The following is a 17,306-nucleotide window of genomic DNA, read 5'->3' as shown; positions in this document are numbered from 1 at the left end:
TATGTGTACAAAAGCGGGGTGGGAAGTTTGACGTTCTGGACAGCGACACATGCACTCTTGGCGGATCGCGCGGAACGGTGCAGCGTGGACGCGTGCACGACGACGGACCGACCATCCCTGGAACCGGGAGTGCCATGGCGAAGATCTTGATCGTGACGGGGGACGCGGCGGAGTCCCTGGAGGTGTTGTACCCGTACCAGCGTCTGCTCGAAGAAGGGTACGAGGTCGACATCGCGGCCCCGGCCCGCAAGCAGCTCCGGTTCGTGGTCCACGACTTCGAGCCCGGCTACGACACGTACACGGAGAAGCCGGGCTACACCTGGCCCGCCGACCTGGCCTTCTCGGAGGTCGACCCCGGCGACTACGTGGCGGTGGTGATCCCGGGCGGCCGGGCCCCGGAGTACCTGCGCAACGACCCGGAGCTCCGCAAGATCCTCAAGTCGTTCTTCGACGCCGACAAGCCGGTGGCGCAGATCTGTCACGGCCCGCTGCTCACGGCGGCGGTCGGCGGCCTGGAGGGCCGCCGGGTCACGGCGTACCCGGCCCTGGAGCTGGACATGCAGGCGGCGGGCGCCGACTTCCAGGACACGGCGGCGGTCGTCGACGGCCTGCTGGTCTCCTCGCGCGCCTGGCCGGACCACCCGACGTGGATGCGCGAGTTCCTGAAGGTGCTCCGCGCGAAGGGCTGACGCCCCGGCGGGGCCGCCCGGCGGGCGGCCCCGTCCCGCGCGGGTCAGACCAGTTCCTCCGCGACCGAGACGGCCTCCTCCAGGGAGTCCACGACCGGCACGCCGACGCGCTCCAGCGAGGCCCGGCTGTGCGAGCCGCCGGTGAACAGGACGGCCTTCGCCCCCACGTGGGCGGCGGCGATCGCGTCGTCCGCGGCGTCGCCGATGACGACGACCCGCTCGGCCGGCACGGCCAGCGCCTCCAGGTGCCGCACCATGTGCCCGGACTTCCCGTCCGTGGAGCTGTCGGGGCGCCCGTCGACCCGTACGAAGCGCTCCGCGATCCCGTGCCGCGCCACCAGCGGCAGCAGCTCGGCGTGCGGCGCCAGCGAGAGCAGCGACTGGGTGGCCCCGGCGGCCTGCCGGGCGGCCAGCAGCTCGGCGGCGCCCGGGGTCAGCCCGCAGTTCTCCGCGCGCTCCCAGTAGTAGCGGTGGAAGGTCCCGTCCATCAGGGTCCACTCGGCGTCGGTGGGCAGCCGGCCCATCAGCCGCTCGTAGAACTTCGGCACCGGGACGGTGTACAGCTCGCGGTACCGCTCCAGCGTGAGCTGCTGGAGGCCGAGCTCGGCGAAGGCCGCGTTGGTGGCCCCGATGACGGCGGCGATGTCGTCCAGCAGGGTGCCGTTCCAGTCCCAGACCAGATGCTTCTTCATGTGCTGCTTCCCCATGGAGCGACGGTACAGGCCGCCGGCTCAGCCGAGGAGGGAGGGGATCTCCTGGATCCCGAACCAGAGCAGCTCGTGGTCCTCGGCGCCGTCCACGACGAACTGCGCGTCGTCGTCGCCCTGGTCGGCGGCGCCGAGCGCGGCGGCCGCGGCGGTGACGTCCGCCTCGGCGTCGTCGGCGTCGGCGTGCACGGCGGCGGCCTTGGCCAGGGCCACGGCCCCGGCGATCCGGACCTCGCCGATCGCGCCGGCGTCGAGCCCCCGGTCCGGGTCCGCGGCGGCGTCCTTGTCGGGGACGTCGACGGCGACGACCACCCGGCGGCGCGGCGCCCCGGGGTCACCCGCGACGAGCCGGAGCGAGGCCGCGGCGGCCCTGCTGAGCGCCGCGTACTCCAGCTCCTCGATGTCGTCGGAGACGTACCACTCGCGCAGCGCGGGCGTGACGGCGTAGGCGGTCAGCGGCCCGGGACCCAGCTCCCCCGCCTTGTGCGCCTGTGCGAGACCGGGAAGGGTCAGAGGGACGTACACGCGCATGACGGGCCGCTTTCGTAGTCGGAATCGCCCTCAGGATACGTCCGCCCCCACCGCCCCGGACGGGCCGCCCGCCCCCCGCCGTCCCCCTGATAGGTGAATCACTCAGCGTACACATCCGCGCACCCAGTGCTCTTGCGCGGTGCGCGGGCCGCTGGATACAAGATCCCCGACGGCAAGTTACCGACTGGTATGAGCCGCCTTCCGAAGGGATCCCCATGCCTCAGCACCCCACGCCCGCGCCCGCCTCCCACCCCCCGCACGGCACCTCCCCCGGCACCGCCGGCATCCCCCGCGCCCGCACGGCCCCACCGGCCCCCGCCACGGCCCCGGAGCCCGCCCCGGCCGGCGGATGCGGAGGCCGCCGCCCGGCCGGCGGGGACCCCGGACGGGCCCGGACGACGACCGTCCCCGGCCAGGCCCACCGCACCACTGCGGCCGCCGTACGGCACGGACACCCCGGCGGACTCCCCCGCCGCGCCCTCCCCGTCCACACCGCCTTCGCGGAGCGCCTGGTCGCCGTGCTCAGCGGGGAACGGCCCGTGCACTCGATGCTCGGGCTGACCGTCGGGGAGGCGTACGAGCAACTCGTCCGGCTCGCCCCGCGCACCGTCGCGCGGGCCCTGGGACCCCGGCCGGTGCTGCGCCGGTGCGCCGCGCAGCCGCACTCCGGCGACACCGTCCTGGAGGTCTTCGCCTCGCTCGCCGCCGGCCCGCGCGTCCGCGCCCTCGCCTTCCGCCTGGAGCTCGGCCACGACCACCGCTGGCGGTGCGCCGCCGTCGAGCTCGACGGCCTCGGCCGGCTCGTCGGCGGCAGCCCCCAGCCATGACGAAGGGCCCCGCCGGACGGATCCGGCAGGGCCCCTCGCCTCGGTTCAGGCGGTCACTTCTTGCGGCGACGCCCGCCCGCGTTCTTCTGCGCCTTGCGGCGCTCCGCCCGCGTCATCCCGTCGCCCGCGTCGTCACCGTCCGAGGCGAAGTCGCCCTCGACGACACCGCCGTCGCCGTCCACCGACGGCGCGGAGAAGTGCAGCCGGTCCGGCCGCTGCGGGGCGTCGAGCCCCTTCGCGCGGATCTCCGGACGACCGCCCGCCGGCACGGCGTCACCCTTGTCCAGGGACGGCGCTCCGGCCTGTACCGGGACCTCCTCGACCTGCTGCTCGACCTGGACCTCCAGGTTGAACAGGTAGCCGACGGACTCCTCCTTGATGCCCTCCATCATGGCGGTGAACATGTCGAAGCCCTCGCGCTGGTACTCGACCAGCGGGTCCTTCTGCGCCATCGCGCGCAGGCCGATGCCCTCCTGGAGGTAGTCCATCTCGTAGAGGTGCTCGCGCCACTTGCGGTCGAGGACCGAGAGGACGACCCGGCGCTCCAGCTCGCGCATGACCTCCGGGCCGAGCTGCGACTCGCGCGCCTCGTACTGCTCGTGGATGTCGCTCTTGATGGACTCGGCGATGAACTCCGCGGTGATGCCCGCGCGGTCGCCCGCCGCGTCCTCCAGCTCCTCGACGGTGACCTTCACCGGGTAGAGCTGCTTGAAGGCGCCCCACAGCCGGTCGAGGTCCCACTCCTCGGCGAAGCCCTCGGCCGTCTCCTGGCCGATGTAGTCGTCGATGGTGTCGTCCATGAAGTGCTGGATCTGCTCCTGCAGGTCCTCGCCCTCCAGGACGCGGCGGCGCTCGCCGTAGATGACCTCGCGCTGCCGGTTCAGCACCTCGTCGTACTTCAGGACGTTCTTGCGCGTCTCGAAGTTCTGGGTCTCGACCTGCGACTGCGCGGAGGCGATGGCCCGGGTGACCATCTTGTTCTCGATCGGCACGTCGTCCGGGACGTTGGCCATGGCCATGACCCGCTCGACCATCTGCGCCTTGAAGAGACGCATCAGGTCGTCGCCGAGCGACAGGTAGAAGCGGGACTCGCCCGGGTCGCCCTGACGGCCGGAACGACCGCGCAGCTGGTTGTCGATGCGGCGCGACTCGTGGCGCTCGGTGCCCAGCACGTACAGCCCGCCGAGCTCCTTGACCTCCTCGAACTCCGCCTTCACGGCCTTCTCGGCGCGCTCCAGGGCGCCGGGCAGCGCCGCGGCCCACTCCTCGACGTGCTCGACCGGGTCGAGACCCGCCTGGCGCAGCTCCGCCTCGGCGAGGTCGTCCGGGTTGCCGCCGAGCTTGATGTCGGTACCGCGGCCGGCCATGTTCGTGGCGACCGTGACGGCGCCGCGGCGACCGGCCTGGGCGACGATGCTGGCCTCGCGCTCGTGGTGCTTGGCGTTCAGCACCTCGTGCGGGACGCCCCGCTTGGAGAGCTGCTGCGAGAGGTACTCGGACTTCTCGACGGACGTGGTGCCGACGAGGACCGGCTGGCCCTTCTCGTGCTTCTCGACGATGTCGTCGACGACCGCGGCGAACTTCGCGACCTCGGTCCGGTAGATCAGGTCGGACTGGTCGGTGCGCTGCATCGGCCGGTTCGTCGGGATCGGGACGACGCCGAGCTTGTAGATCTGGTGGAACTCGGCCGCCTCGGTCATCGCCGTACCGGTCATGCCGGACAGCTTGTCGTAGAGGCGGAAGAAGTTCTGGAGGGTGATCGTGGCGAGCGTCTGGTTCTCGTCCTTGATCTGCACGCCCTCCTTGGCCTCGATGGCCTGGTGCATGCCCTCGTTGTAACGGCGCCCGGCGAGGATACGGCCGGTGTGCTCGTCGACGATCATGACCTCGCCGTCGATGACGACGTAGTCCTTGTCCTTCTTGAACAGTTCCTTCGCCTTGATGGCGTTGTTCAGATAACCGACGAGCGGGGTGTTGACCGACTCGTAGAGGTTGTCGATGCCGAGCCAGTCCTCGACCTTGGCGACACCGGCCTCGTGGATCGCGACCGTGCGCTTCTTCTCGTCGACCTCGTAGTCGCCGGTCTCCTCGATGCCCTTCAGCGGGTTGCCGGGCTCGCCCTTGGTCAGGCGGGTGACCAGCTTCGCGAAGTCGCCGTACCACTTGGTGGCCTGGTCGGCGGGGCCGGAGATGATCAGCGGCGTACGCGCCTCGTCGACGAGGATCGAGTCGACCTCGTCGACACACGCGTAGTTGTGGCCGCGCTGGACCAGCTCGTCCTTCGACCACGCCATGTTGTCGCGCAGGTAGTCGAAACCGAACTCGTTGTTCGTGCCGTACGTGATGTCGCAGGCGTACTGCTCGCGGCGCTGCGCCGGCGTCATGTTGGCGAGGATGCAGCCGACCTGGAGACCCAGGAACTTGTGGACGCGGCCCATCATCTCGGAGTCGCGCTCGGCCAGGTAGTCGTTCACCGTGATCAGGTGCACGCCCTTGCCGGACAGCGCGTTCAGGTACGCCGGGAGGGTGCCGACGAGCGTCTTGCCCTCACCGGTCTTCATCTCGGCGACGTAGCCGAGGTGCAGCGCGGCACCGCCCATGATCTGGACGTCGTAGTGACGCTGGCCGAGGACGCGCTTGGCCGCCTCGCGGACGGTCGCGAACGCCTCGGGCAGCAGGTCGTCGAGGCTCTCGCCGTCGGCGTACCGCTGCTTGTACTCCTCCGTGAGGGCCCGCAGGTCGGCGTCGGAGAGGTTGACGAAGTCCTCTTCGATGGAGTTGACCTGGTCCGCGATGCGGTGCAGTTTGCGCAGGATCTTGCCTTCGCCTGCACGCATGAGCTTGTTGAAGACGGACACTGAGGCTGGTCTCCTTGCCGGTCGGGCCTGGCACTGGGTCTTGTCACGGACACGAGCGCGGGCACGGCAGGTGGTCCCCACCGCAACGGCCATCGTAAGCGAGACCACCCTCACGGAGGGAGGCCCGCAGAGCCGTCGCCGCACGTCCGCCCAGAAGAGAGAACGCACGAGGTGGTCGGAAGGTGCCGCGCCTTCCGAAAAGTGTTCGCTTCCGCCCGGCCCGGTCCCCACAATCCGGGCATGGATCCCATCACGCTCACCAGCGAACGTCTCCGGCTCCGCAGCTTCGTCCCCGAGGACGAGGACGTCGTGTACGCCCACTGCCAGGACCCCGCCATCCGCCGCTGGACGACCGTCCCGGACCCGTACCCCCGCGAGGCCGCCACCTTCTTCCTCAACAGGATCGTCCCGGACGGCTGGCGCGACGACACCGACTACAGCTTCGCCATCGAGCCCCTGGACGGCGGCCCCCTCTTCGCCGCCACCGGCCTGCACCAGCGCGGCAGCGGCGTCTGGGAGGTCGGCTTCTGGCTCGCCCCCGGCCACCGCGGCCGCGGCTACATGACGGAGGCGGTACGGACCGCCGCCCACTGGGCCTTCACCGGCCTCGGCTGCGTCCGGCTGATCTGGCGCGCCGAGATCGGCAACACCGGCTCCCGCGCGGTCGCCGAACGCGTCGGCTTCGCCCTGGAGGGCGTCCAGCGCGCCGGCCTGCTGCACAACGGCACGCTCCGGGACGCCTGGGTCGGCTCGCTGCTCCCCTCCGACTTCGGCCTGCCGAGCCCGGTCCCGTACCTCCCGCCGCGCGAGGCGCCGCCCTCCGCGGACCCCCGGGCGACCGCCCAGGACGGCCCCGGCGCTGTCGGTCCCGGGGCCTAGGGTTTCCCCATGACGACCGTGCCGAAGACCGCCCCGCCGACCGCTCCGAAGCCCGCTCCGAAGCCCGCCGCCGAGCTCTCCGCCACCGAGGCCCGCAGGATCGCCCTGCGCGCCCAGGGCTTCCTCGGCGCCCCCGACCGCCGGGCCGGGGTCCGCGGCGTACTCCGTCACCTCGGCCAGGTCCAGCTGGACACCATCTCGGTGCTGGCCCGCTCGCACGAACTGATCCCGTACGCCCGCCTCGGCGCGGTCGGCCGCACCACGGTCGAGGAGGCGTACTGGTCGGACGGGCACGCCTTCGAGTACTGGTCGCACGCCGCCTGCATCCTGCCCGTCGAGGAGTGGCCGCTCTTCGCCTTCCGCCGCCGCGCCTACCGCGACCGCCCGCACTGGCACCACGAACTGTCCGACGGCTCCTACGCCAAGGTGATCGACCAGCTGCGGGCGGAGGGCCCGCGCACCGCGACCGAACTCGGCGGCGCCAAGAACAAGGGCGAGTGGTGGGACTGGTCCGACACGAAGATCGCCGTCGAGCGGGCGCTCATGTACGGCGAGGTCGTCGTCACCGAGCGGCGCGGCTGGAAGCGCGTCTACGACCTGGCGGAGCGCGCGATCCCCGAGTCGCTGCGCCACGACTCCTTCGACGACACCGAGTGCGTGCGGCGGCTGGTGCGGCAGGCGGGCGAGGCGCTGGGCGTGGGCACGCGCACGGACATCGCCGACTACCACCGGCTCAAGGCGGAGCAGTTCGACGCGGTGGTGGCGGACTCGGGTCTGGTGCCGGTGACGGTGGAGGGCTGGGGAAAGCCGGCCTGGGCGGACCCGGCGGCCCTGGCCACGGAGCCGCGCGGCCGGCACCGCACGACGCTCCTGTCCCCCTTCGACTCGCTCGTCTGGGAGCGGGCCCGCACGGAGCGGATCTTCGGCTTCACCCACCGGCTGGAGGCGTACGTGCCGAAGCCGAAGCGGGTGCACGGCTACTTCGCGATGCCGGTCCTCGCCGGGGGCCGCCTGGTCGGCCGCGTCGACCCGGCCCGCGAGGGCCGCACCCTGGTCGCCAGGCAGGTCTCCCTGGAGGGCCCCAAGGCCGTCCCCGCCGTCGCCCAGGCCCTCCGCGAGGCCGCCGAATGGGTCGGCTGCGACGCGGTCCGCGTGGAGCGCCTCGACCCTCCGGAGCTCACTCCGCTCCTGGTCAGGGCCCTGGACGCGTGACGCGCGCCCTCAGCGGATCTCCAGGATCTTCTCCCGCATCGCGTACACCACGGCCTCCATCCGCGAGTGCAGCTGGAGCTTCTCCAGGATGTTCCGGACGTGGTTCTTCACGGTGTTCTCGGAGATGAACAGTTCCTTGGCGATGTCCCGGTTGTTCATGCCGGTGGCGACGAGCTTGAGGACCTCCAGCTCGCGGTCGGTGAGCCGGGGCGCGGGGACGAGACGGCGCTCGTCGGTGCGCTGGATCATCGACTTGAACTCGGTGAGGAGCTTCGACGCCATCGAGGGGCTGATCTGGGACTGCCCGTCGGCGACGGCCCGGATCGCGGTCGCGACCTCGTCGGTGGAGATCTCCTTGAGGAGGTACCCGGTCGCGCCCGCCTTGATCGCGTCGTAGAGGTCCGCCTCCTCGTCGCTGATCGTCAGCATGATGATCTTCGCGCTGGGGGCGACCTCCTTGATGGAGGTGCACGCCTCGATGCCGCCGCGCCGGGGCATCCGCACGTCCATCAGGACGATGTCGGGCAGCAGGTCCGCCGCCTTGTCGACCGCCTCCGCCCCGTCGCCGGCCTCGCCGACGACCTGGATGTCCTCCTCCTGCGCGAGGACGATCTCCAGACCGCGCCGGAAAAGCGCGTGGTCGTCCACGACGAGGACCCGGATCGGTTCCCCGCGGTAGACCTCGTTGGCCGATTCCGATCCTTCCGGAGCACCCTCATGGGCGAGCGCACCGCGCTCATGCCCGCTGAGCACCGGGCCGAAGCTGTCTGCCATCGTTCCTCCCCCTGAAGGCCGTGGCCTGAATTCGTTTCCGGTCCCCCAACCACTTCCCGGGAAGCACCGGTTGGCGTGCACGCCATGATTTCATGCCCGGACGCTTCCGGGGTGGCCCCATGGGCGCACAGGGGTGCCCCTGGGGGGCGCGCGGGGCGCTCCAGGGGCACCGGTAGGGACGTGCGGGGCGAGTGGGGCGGGACGGGCGCGGCACGGAGAAGACGCCGCCGCGGCCGGGTGCGTGACGACTCGTCGGCCGCCCGGCCGGGACCGGTCGGCAGGGCCGGCCGGTCAGCCGTTCGACGGGTCAGCCGCCGAGCGCCCCGCCCGCTCCGCCGCTGTTCTCGGCGAGCGGGTCGTTCTCCAGGTGAATGACGCCGTAGTCGTAGGCATGGCGCCGGTAGACGACGCTCGGCTGCTTCGTCTCGGCGTCGACGAAGAGGTAGAAGTCGTGCCCGACCAGTTCCATCTCGTAGAGGGCCTGGTCGAGTCCCATCGCGGCGGCCCGGTGCGTCTTCTCGCGGACGACCAGCGGGCCTTCGCCCTGGACCTCGATCGAGCCCATCATCGTGGTGGGCACTTCGCCGCCGGTCTCGTCGGCGACGAGTTCGCCCTGGCCGTTGAGCTGGGCGACACCGGGGACGACGTCGGCGACCTCCGCCGCGGAGAGCCGCCCGGTGCCCCGTCGGGTGTAGCGCTTGTCGTGCTGCTTGCGGAGCCTGGCCTCCAGCTTGTCGCTGGCCAGGTCGAGGGCCGCGTACGGGTCGGCGGCCGACGCTTCCGCCCGGATGACCGGGCCTCGGGAGTGGAGGGTGATCTCCACGCGGTCGGACCGGTCGGCCTGCCGCGGGTTGGGCTCCTTGGACACCTCGACGTCGAGGCTGATCACCTTGCCGTCGAGCTTCTGGATCTTCTCCAGCTTCAGCTTCTCGGCCACGTGCTTGCGGAACCGCTCGGGCACCTCTGTCTTGCGGCCCTTGACGACGATGTCCACGCAGAACTCCGTTCCCGGATCGCCCGCCCGGCTCCTAGGCCGAGGGGCATCTCCCTTTGCACCAGCTCCGGCGGTCTCACCGGAGCTCGGACTTGGCGACTTCGACCTCCTCCTCCCCAGCCGACAAGATCGCAACCCCATCGACGAGAGGTTTAATTCGCCCTGAACTCCTGTCCTGTAGGCGCAACCATGTATGCGGTGAGGCCGGGTATTCACCCTTCCTCACAACCGAACATAGCCCCTTCGGACGGGTGTCGGCACCCGCTGCCGAGACTTCCCTCCATTCAGAGGCTTTCACCTCTCACCACCTGCAACGATCCAAGTTCCTGGCGAGTTCCGGTTTAATTCGAACGAAGCGGGAGATGATGCGATCACGGCGGCCACCCGCTGTTCGAATTCATGCTGCGCGCCCTCACGCGGGGATCTTCCGGAAGTTCCCCGGGTGAACGGCGGATGGACGACTCCGAGGGCGCGGGCCGCCTCCGCGAGCGTCGCGCCGGTGGTCATCAGGTCGTCCACCAGGACCACCCGCCCGGCCGCCAACAGCCGCGCGCCGCCCGGCACGACCTCCAGCGCCCCGGCCAGATTCGCCCGCCGCGAACGCGCCCCCAGCCCCGCCTGGTCCGCGACGGCCCGCCGCTGCCGCAGCACCGGCAGCACCCGCGCCGGCCGCCCCGCCCGCCGCAGCCGCGCCGCGGCCGCCAGCGCCACCCGCCGCGTCGGATCGTGCCCCTCGGCCCGCACCGCCCGCAGCGAGGCCGGCACCGGCACCAACAGCAGCGGACGCCCCTCCACCGCGCCCCCGACCCTCCCCGGGCCCCTGACACCACCCGCACCGTCCCGACCGCCCACAGCCCCCACAGCGGCCTCCACGGCCCCCGCGAGCGCCCCGCCCAGCGGCCCGGCGAGCCCGAGCGCCCCCCGCTCCTTGTGGGCGATCAGCAGCGCCCGTACCGCACCCTCGTACGGCACGGCGGCATGCACCACGGGCAGTCCCTCGGGCTCCGGCAGGGGGCGCACCCGCCCACCCCCTCCCCCCTCCCCCGCCCCGACCCCCGCCAGCACCCCCGCGCAGTCCGCGCACAGCGCCGTGCGAGGCGCTCCGCAGCCCTCGCAGGCGCCCGGCAGCACCAGTTCGGAGATCTCGCGCCACCAGCCCCGCATGGCGTCACTCTGCCCGGGCCCGAGGGGGCACCGCCACCCCTGTGGACAACGCCCTGTGGACAACGCGGGAGAGCCGGCCACGTCGGCCCCTCGGCCCACTGGACACCCGGCCCGCGGCGACCACACCGCCGGCCGAACCGGCCACTCCCCGGCCGTCCCTATCCCGGATAGACCGGTACCGTCCCCGACTTCACCACCGGCTGCCAGTTGGCTCCCGGCATCAGCCGCACGATGCCGTCGTTGCCGGAGGCGGCGATCAGCGCTTCGGTCTCGCGGTGCGGGGCGGCGACGACGCTGACGCCGTTGAGGCCGGGCAGGACCGAGCTCGCGGAGGTGGAGCCGTCGGTCTGGAGGTAGCGGATCTGCTGCACGCCGCCGGCCTCCCGGCCGACGACGACGAGCCGGCTGGGGCCCGCCCAGGAGACGGACGAGACGGACTCCATGCGCGGTGCGGCGGGCTGGAGGTCGACCACGGACACGACCTGCTCGTCCGCGCCGTCCTGCCGTTCGATCCGGCCGATCTGGAGGGTGGTGCGTCCCTCGCGTGTGAGGAGGAGCGCCATGCGCACGCCGTCCGCGGAGACCCGCAGCGACTCGACGCGGGTGTCCTCCGTCAGCCAGGGCGTGCGGACCTCGATCCACTTGCCGGTGCCGTCGGGCACGACGACCAGCCGCTGGTGGCCCCTGGCCCGGTCGGCGACCCACAGGTCGCCGCGCCCGTCCCAGCTGGGCGGGGAGAGCCGGTCGCGCTTGTCCGCCGTCACGGCGGACCCGCTCTTGAAGACCGGCGGCATCTGTTCCTGCTCGGTCGTGATCGAGGAGACGTACAGCGAGCCGCCGTCCGCGGAGACGCCGGCGGCGCGGGTCCCGCCGCGGGCCACCGCGACCGAGCCCAGCGGCATCAGGCCCTTGCCCAGCGGGCCGGGCACGGCGGTCGCCGGCTCGGCCACGTCCTTCCCGCCGGGCGCGAGCGCCATCATCCGGCCCTCGTCGTCGACGAAGTACGGCGTCTCGTCCTGCCCGGTGTCCCGGACCGCCTCGAACTCCGCGGCCTGCCCCTTCCCGAGCCGGCACACGGTGCCGCCGCCGACGTCCTGGAGCTCGACCTGGTCGACGCGGACGGAGGGCAGGTCGCCGAGGGTGACGAGCAGCTGGGCGGCCAGCCGCCGGCACACCTCGCCGCCGAACCGGTCGGCCTCGACGTCGAGCGGCACCTTGAGCGTGGACTGGTCGTCCGTGGTCAGCGAGGTGACGCCGCCCTTCAGCTGGGTGCCGGACGGGAAGGGCGCGTCGACGGCCGGCCGCAGCCAGTGCGTCGGCCCTTCCAGGAGCGCCTTCACGGTCTGCGTCACCGGGTCCATCCGGGTGACCGGGTCCTGGCGCTGCCGGATGTAGACGGGGTCGGCGACCAGCATGTCCTCGCCGGAGGCGAAGTAGTACTTGTTGACGGACCGGTAGTTGCGGAGGAAGTCGGCCTCGCCGAGCACCAGGCCGGGCGGCAGGCCGTCGATCCGCCACTCCTTGTCCTTGCCGTTGGCCGCGGGCTCCTGCACGACGTGGATGGCCTGGGTGTAGTCCACCGGGCTGTTGGGCTGGTACGAGTGCCGGCCGTCCACGGTGGCGATCTTCCGGCCGGAGATCGGGTAGTCGCGGCCCTGGTTCTCGGGGTCGGCGTTGCGGTCGGCGCCCTTGCGGTCGGGCGCGGTGGCGAGCACGGTGATGCTCTGCTCCGGCTTCCAGCTCTTGGCCGCCCGCTCGGTCAGGTACTTGCGGGCGGTGGCGAAGCCGGGGTCGTCGCTGGTCATGGCCTCCAGGAAGCCGTCGACGATGTCGTCCGGGTTGGCGTTGTCCCGGGGGGCGACGGCGTAGACCCGCACCTGCGAGTCGCCGGGGTTGGCTCCCCGTACGGCCTGGACGTCGCCGCTGTCGGGCATGGTGGCGCAGCCCGTCGCCAGAAGTCCGCCGCAGGCGGCGAGCACCAGGGTGCGTCCGCTCCGGCCCCGCCCCGCCCGCTTCCGCGCGTCAGCGCTCACCTGTGTGGTCCTCCCGCTCCGCGTTCCCCGCCGTGCCCGTGCTCCGTGTCTGTTCCGCGTCCGCCGTGCTCCGCGCCACCACCCGGGCGCCGCTGCCGGGCAGCGCCGCCGGGTCGACGGCGGCACCCGTCGGCCGCGCCGAGATCCGCGGCGGCACCGGGGACAGCGGGGGCCGCTCGCCGGCCGGCTGGGCGGGTACGGAGGCGGTGCGTCCGGTCTCCTGCGCCCGCCCGGCGGCTGCCTGCTCGCGGTTGCGCCGGGAGTCCTCGGGTTCCAGCGGTATCGGCGAGCCCCGCAGCGGCTCGTCCGCGGTGCGCGGCAGCGTGAGCCGGAACTGCGAGCCGCCGCCGGCCTCGCCCCACGCCTGGAGCCAGCCGCCGTGCAGCCGGGCGTCCTCGACGGCGATCGAAAGGCCGAGGCCCGTTCCGCCGGTGGTACGCGCGCGTGCCGGGTCGGCCCGCCAGAAGCGGTTGAAGACGCGGGTGGCCTCGCCGGGCTTGAGGCCGACGCCGTAGTCGCGTACGGCGACGGCGACGGCCCCGCCGGCCGCGGCCAGCTTGACCACGACGTCGTGTCCCTCGCCGTGCTCGACGGCGTTGACGACCAGGTTGCGCAGCACGCGCTCGACCCGGCGGGCGTCCGCCTCGGCGATCACCGGCTGCTCGTCGCCGACGACCACGATCCGGGTGCCCTTGCGTTCGGCCAGCGGTTCGGCGCCGCCGATGACCCGGCGCACCACCTGCCGCAGGTCGATCGGTTCGGCCTCCAGGGCGGCGGCCCCCGCGTCGAAGCGGCTGATCTCCAGGAGGTCGGAGAGCAGCGACTCGAAGCGGTCGAGCTGGTCGCCGAGGAGTTCGGCGGAGCGGGCGGTGACGGGGTCGAAGTCGACGCGGGCCTCGTGGATGACGTCGGCCGCCATCCGTACGGTGGTCAGCGGGGTCCGCAGCTCGTGCGAGACGTCCGAGACGAACCGCCGCTGCATCCGCGACAGCTCCTCCAGCTGCTGGATCTTGAGCTGGAGGTTGGAGGCCATCTTGTTGAAGGCTTCGCCCAGGCGCGCGATGTCGTCCTCGCCGGTGACCTTCATCCGCTCCTGGAGCCGACCGGCGGAGAGCCGTTCGGCGATCCCGGCGGCCATGCGCACCGGGGTGACGACCTGCCGGACCACGAACCAGGCGATGGCTCCGAGCAGGACGACGACGAACAGCCCGGCGGTCGCCAGGGTGGTCTTGACCAGGGTGAGGGAGTCCTCCTCCTGGCTCAGCGGGAAGAGGTAGTAGAGCTCGTACTGCTTGCCCTCGGCGTCGTTGAGCCGCTTGCCGATGACCAGGCCGGGCTCGGACGGCTTGTCGCTGGTGTAGTGGATTCGCCCGAACTTCTGGTAGGGCACGTTGCCCTGGGCCACCAGGTGCCGCAGGTCGCCGGGGACGGACCGCGTGGGGTCGACCTCGCCGGAGGCGCGGGCGCCGCGGCTCGCGGTGTCACCGGAGTCCAGCGAGAGGGCCACGACGTTGAAGGCGCTCTGGCCACCGCTGGCGAGTTGTTCGACGACGGTGGAGCGCCAGTTCACGGAGGAGCCGGCCCGCACCCCGTCCTGTCCGGGCACGGACGGCGTGGTCGCCGCCCGGTCCTGCGCGGCGGAGAACCCGCCGGCGGCCTGGATCTGGGCGGCCTTCTCCTTGGTGTCGAGCAGACCGTTGCGGACCTGCCCGATGACGACCAGGCCCAGCAGCAGCACGACGCCGAGGGACATCAGGAGGGTGCCCGCGACGACCCGCAGCTGGATGTTCCGCCGCCACAGCCGTACGGCGGGCAGCAGCGGACGGCGTACGAGCCGGGCGACGATCCGGAAGACCCGTCCGCCCGGCGTCCCGTCCTGGAGGAGCCGTCCACCGCGCCTCAGGCGGCCGGAACGCGAGCCCCCCCGTCCCGGTCCGGCAGCCCGCCCCGTACGGCCCCCGGGGTCCCGGGACTCCGGAGCAGCACTGCCCTTGCTCATATCAGCTCGGTCCCGCCTTGTAGCCGACCCCACGGACGGTCACCACGATCTCCGGCCGCTCCGGGTCCTTCTCGACCTTCGAGCGCAGCCGCTGGACGTGCACGTTCACCAGCCGGGTGTCGGCCGCGTGCCGGTAGCCCCAGACCTGCTCCAGGAGCACCTCGCGCGTGAACACCTGCCACGGCTTGCGGGCGAGCGCGACCAGCAGGTCGAACTCGAGCGGGGTCAGCGCGATCGACTGCCCGTCCCGCTTGACGGAGTGCCCCGCCACGTCGATGACCAGGTCACCGATGGTGAGCTGCTCCGGCGCGGGCTCCTCGGAGCGCCGCAGCCGCGCCCGGATGCGGGCGACGAGCTCCTTCGGCTTGAACGGCTTGACGATGTAGTCGTCGGCCCCGGACTCCAGGCCCACGACGACGTCGACGGTGTCGCTCTTGGCCGTCAGCATCACGATGGGCACGCCGGACTCGGCCCTGATGAGCCGGCACACCTCGATGCCGTCCCTTCCGGGCAGCATGAGGTCCAGCAGCACCAGGTCCGGCTTGGCCTCGCGAAACGCGGCGAGAGCCTTGTCGCCGTCAGCGACGAACGACGGCTCGAACCCTTCACCCTTGAGCACGATCCCGAGCATCTCGGCCAGTGCGGTGTCGTCGTCGACGACGAGAACGCGTCCCTTCATATCGACATCATCCCATTTCCGTATCAGTCTCAAGGCGGCTGGTGAGATACCTCACTGACCTGCGACAACGCCTCGGCCGGGCCCCTGACTCCCCGTGTCCGCGCGCCGCGCCGCCAGTAACGACCGTCACCCCCCGTACCCCCGCGGTCGCCCAGAACCGTACCCCGCCGAACCGGGTACGCCCACGCCCCGGGACGGGCTTCCTCCCCCGGTACGGCTCCACCCGCCGCCGACGGGGCCCGGCACCCGCCCGCGGGCGGCGGGCCCGGGGCCGCGCGGGGCGGGACGGAGCCGTTCCGTCCCGGGTCAGGGCGGGGTCCCCCATGGCACGATGGCAGCCGGCCCGCCGCCCGACCGTGGACGGCCGCCGTGACCGAGCCGGTTCGCCGACCGGCACCGCGACCCAATCCTTCGAGGTGGACGACCGTGAACGACACTCCGGGCCGGAACACGCCCGGATCTGCCCCTTCCGACGGCCAGGACGGTTCCGCGATCCCCGGACAGTCCTCCCCTTCGGAGACGAACGGCTCCGCTCCCCAGTGGTCGAAGGACCAGCCGCCCGCCGGTCAGTGGTCCCCGCCCCCTGGTGGCCAGACCCGGCCGGAGACCCCGGGCCGCGCCTGGGCGACCCCGCCACCGCAGCGCGGCCGGAACGGCTACGGCGCCCCGCCGGCCGCGAAGCCGGGTGTGATCCCGCTCCGCCCGCTGGGCGTCGGCGAGATCCTCGACGCCTCGGTGGCGACGCTGCGCCGCTACTGGCGGACGGTGCTGGCCGTCACGGTGACCGTGGCCGTGGTCACCCAGGTCGCGCTGGTGTTCGTCCAGCGCTATCTGGCGGCGGAGCCGCCCGAGCTGCACGCGGACGCGACCCCGGCGGAGCAGTTGGAGGCGCTCTCCACCTATCTCCGGGCCTCCTTCACCGAGTTGGCCCCGACGATGCTGGTGTCCGTCGCCGCCTCGGTCTTCACCAGCGCCCTGCTCACCATCGTGGTCAGCCGGGCGATCCTGGGCCGCCCGGTGACGCTCTCGGAGGCGTGGCGGGAGGCGAGCCCGCGGCTGGCCCAGCTGCTGGTCCTCTCCCTGGCCCTGCCCCTGGGCGCCGGCGCGCTGGCCTTCGTGGCGATGCTGCCGGGCCTGCTGCTCGGCGGTGCGGGCGGCGCGACGCTCGCCTTCCTCGGCGGACTGGCGTCCTTCGTGGTCATCGTATGGCTGCTGATCCGCTTCAGCCTGGCCTCCCCGGCGCTGATGCTGGAGCGTCAGGGCATCGTCGCGGCGCTGAAGCGCTCGGCGAAGCTCGTGAAGGGCTCGTGGTGGCGGATCTTCGGCATCACGCTGCTGACCCAGCTCCTCATCATGATCTTCACGATGATCCTGGCGATCCCGTTCACCGCGATCGCGTTCGCCGTCGACGGCGTCGGTATCGGTTCGGCCTTCGAGGCCAGTTGGACCTATCTGATCGTCATGGCCGTGGGCGGCATCATCAGCAGCGCCCTGACGTACCCGATCGCGGCCGGCGTGACCGTCCTCCTCTACGTGGACCAGCGCATCCGCCGCGAGGCCCTGGACCTGGAACTCGCCAAGGCCGCCGGCGCTCCCGCGCACAGCCCCACCGAGCACTGACCCACCCCCGACAGCTCCCGTTTCCGTCCCCCTGGGCACCGGAGCCGGGAGCTGTCCCCTTTCCACCACCCCCGACCGTCCCCACCATCCACCGCCGAAACGACCTCCCCTCGCCCTTCCAGCACCCCCCGACAGCCACCCCTTCATACGGGGACCCGCCCCCGTCGGGAGGCCCGCAGACGGCGACGAGGACGGTCAGGTCCGGGGCGGTCCGGGGCGCGGTCCCAGGCCGAAGCCGGCGCGGGAAACGGCTGGGGAATGTCCTTGGAGGGACATACGGAATGCCCCTGGGGCTGCGGAATGCCCCGGGAACGCAGAAAAGCCCCGCACCAGATGGTGC

General features: G+C 72.3%; 13 protein-coding genes and 1 pseudogene. 5 read left to right on the top strand and 9 right to left on the bottom strand.

The genetic code is table 11. From position 1 onward, the window contains the following. Positions 1–134: 134 nt before the first annotated feature. Positions 135–689: a DJ-1/PfpI family protein gene (locus IE321_RS31270; protein ID WP_043227484.1), complete on the top strand. Its 555-nt coding sequence runs from the start codon at positions 135–137 to the stop codon at positions 687–689. Positions 690–733: 44 nt separating this feature from the next. On the opposite strand, the gene IE321_RS31265 is transcribed toward IE321_RS31270, so the two are convergent. Both IE321_RS31265 and IE321_RS31260 read right to left on the bottom strand, forming a co-directional pair. After that, complete coding sequence (locus IE321_RS31265; protein WP_043227483.1) at positions 734–1,396, bottom strand: HAD family hydrolase; 663 nt, start codon at positions 1,394–1,396, stop codon at positions 734–736. A 24-nt stretch (positions 1,397–1,420) separates the two neighbouring features. Next, entirely contained in the window at positions 1,421–1,927 is a 507-nt protein-coding gene (locus tag IE321_RS31260; protein ID WP_043227482.1) for a DUF6912 family protein, read from the bottom strand. A 215-nt stretch (positions 1,928–2,142) separates the two neighbouring features. Here IE321_RS31260 and IE321_RS42310 point away from each other — a divergent pair, with 215 nt between their 5' ends. Further along, entirely contained in the window at positions 2,143–2,754 is a 612-nt protein-coding gene (locus tag IE321_RS42310) for an Rv3235 family protein (protein WP_229916606.1), read from the top strand. Positions 2,755–2,807: 53 nt separating this feature from the next. Here the strand turns inward: IE321_RS42310 and secA are convergent, their stop codons facing one another. After that, on the bottom strand, positions 2,808–5,612 hold the full coding sequence (gene secA, locus IE321_RS31250) for a preprotein translocase subunit SecA (RefSeq protein WP_043227480.1): 2,805 nt from the start codon (positions 5,610–5,612) through the stop codon (positions 2,808–2,810). Between the two features lie 240 nt (positions 5,613–5,852). Between secA and IE321_RS31245 the strand changes: the two genes are divergently transcribed. Together IE321_RS31245 and IE321_RS31240 are read left to right on the top strand one after the other, a co-directional pair. Further along, a complete protein-coding gene (locus IE321_RS31245; RefSeq protein WP_063766083.1) occupies positions 5,853–6,491 on the top strand; it encodes a GNAT family N-acetyltransferase in 639 nt (212 codons plus the stop codon). 9 nt (positions 6,492–6,500) lie between these two features. Continuing rightward, entirely contained in the window at positions 6,501–7,703 is a 1,203-nt protein-coding gene (locus tag IE321_RS31240; RefSeq protein WP_190225350.1) for a winged helix-turn-helix domain-containing protein, read from the top strand. Between the two features lie 9 nt (positions 7,704–7,712). Here IE321_RS31240 and IE321_RS31235 read toward each other — a convergent pair. The 6 genes and pseudogenes from IE321_RS31235 to mtrA form a co-directional block, all read right to left on the bottom strand. After that, a pseudogene (locus IE321_RS31235) lies at positions 7,713–8,378 on the bottom strand (response regulator); the annotation flags it as partial. A 406-nt stretch (positions 8,379–8,784) separates the two neighbouring features. Further along, entirely contained in the window at positions 8,785–9,471 is a 687-nt protein-coding gene (hpf, locus tag IE321_RS31230) for a ribosome hibernation-promoting factor, HPF/YfiA family (protein ID WP_043227478.1), read from the bottom strand. Positions 9,472–9,765: 294 nt separating this feature from the next. Next, positions 9,766–10,635, bottom strand: a complete 870-nt coding sequence (locus tag IE321_RS31225; protein WP_190225349.1) for a ComF family protein — start codon at positions 10,633–10,635, stop codon at positions 9,766–9,768. Between the two features lie 158 nt (positions 10,636–10,793). Next, complete coding sequence (locus IE321_RS31220) at positions 10,794–12,668, bottom strand: LpqB family beta-propeller domain-containing protein (protein ID WP_372470211.1); 1,875 nt, start codon at positions 12,666–12,668, stop codon at positions 10,794–10,796. Next, positions 12,658–14,667, bottom strand: a complete 2,010-nt coding sequence (gene mtrB / locus IE321_RS31215; RefSeq protein WP_190225348.1) for an MtrAB system histidine kinase MtrB — start codon at positions 14,665–14,667, stop codon at positions 12,658–12,660. The genes IE321_RS31220 and mtrB overlap by 11 nt, the downstream gene beginning before the upstream one ends. Before the next feature lies 1 nt (position 14,668). Continuing rightward, on the bottom strand, positions 14,669–15,346 hold the full coding sequence (gene mtrA / locus IE321_RS31210) for a two-component system response regulator MtrA (protein ID WP_030498730.1): 678 nt from the start codon (positions 15,344–15,346) through the stop codon (positions 14,669–14,671). A gap of 426 nt (positions 15,347–15,772) precedes the next feature. Between mtrA and IE321_RS31205 the strand changes: the two genes are divergently transcribed. After that, positions 15,773–16,966, top strand: coding sequence for a glycerophosphoryl diester phosphodiesterase membrane domain-containing protein (locus IE321_RS31205; protein WP_190225347.1), 1,194 nt, complete (start codon positions 15,773–15,775; stop codon positions 16,964–16,966). The last annotated feature ends 340 nt before the right edge of the window (positions 16,967–17,306 follow it).

It is taken from the genome of Streptomyces hydrogenans (genome assembly GCF_014656075.1).
Taxonomy (GTDB): domain Bacteria; phylum Actinomycetota; class Actinomycetes; order Streptomycetales; family Streptomycetaceae; genus Streptomyces; species Streptomyces hydrogenans.
This window is presented reverse-complemented; position numbering and strand designations above follow the sequence as displayed.

Excerpts from the sequence above, each read along its gene's own strand:
- IE321_RS31265 (WP_043227483.1), bottom strand. The coding sequence starts at position 1,396 with ATGGGGAAGCAGCACATGAAGAAGCATCTGGTCTGGGACTGGAACGGC.
- IE321_RS31245 (WP_063766083.1), top strand. The coding sequence starts at position 5,853 with ATGGATCCCATCACGCTCACCAGCGAACGTCTCCGGCTCCGCAGCTTC.
- IE321_RS31270 (WP_043227484.1), top strand. The coding sequence starts at position 135 with ATGGCGAAGATCTTGATCGTGACGGGGGACGCGGCGGAGTCCCTGGAG.
- IE321_RS31225 (WP_190225349.1), bottom strand. The coding sequence starts at position 10,635 with ATGCGGGGCTGGTGGCGCGAGATCTCCGAACTGGTGCTGCCGGGCGCC.
- mtrB (WP_190225348.1), bottom strand. The coding sequence starts at position 14,667 with ATGAGCAAGGGCAGTGCTGCTCCGGAGTCCCGGGACCCCGGGGGCCGT.
- mtrA (WP_030498730.1), bottom strand. The coding sequence starts at position 15,346 with ATGAAGGGACGCGTTCTCGTCGTCGACGACGACACCGCACTGGCCGAG.
- IE321_RS31260 (WP_043227482.1), bottom strand. The coding sequence starts at position 1,927 with ATGCGCGTGTACGTCCCTCTGACCCTTCCCGGTCTCGCACAGGCGCAC.
- IE321_RS42310 (WP_229916606.1), top strand. The coding sequence starts at position 2,143 with ATGCCTCAGCACCCCACGCCCGCGCCCGCCTCCCACCCCCCGCACGGC.
- IE321_RS31240 (WP_190225350.1), top strand. The coding sequence starts at position 6,501 with ATGACGACCGTGCCGAAGACCGCCCCGCCGACCGCTCCGAAGCCCGCT.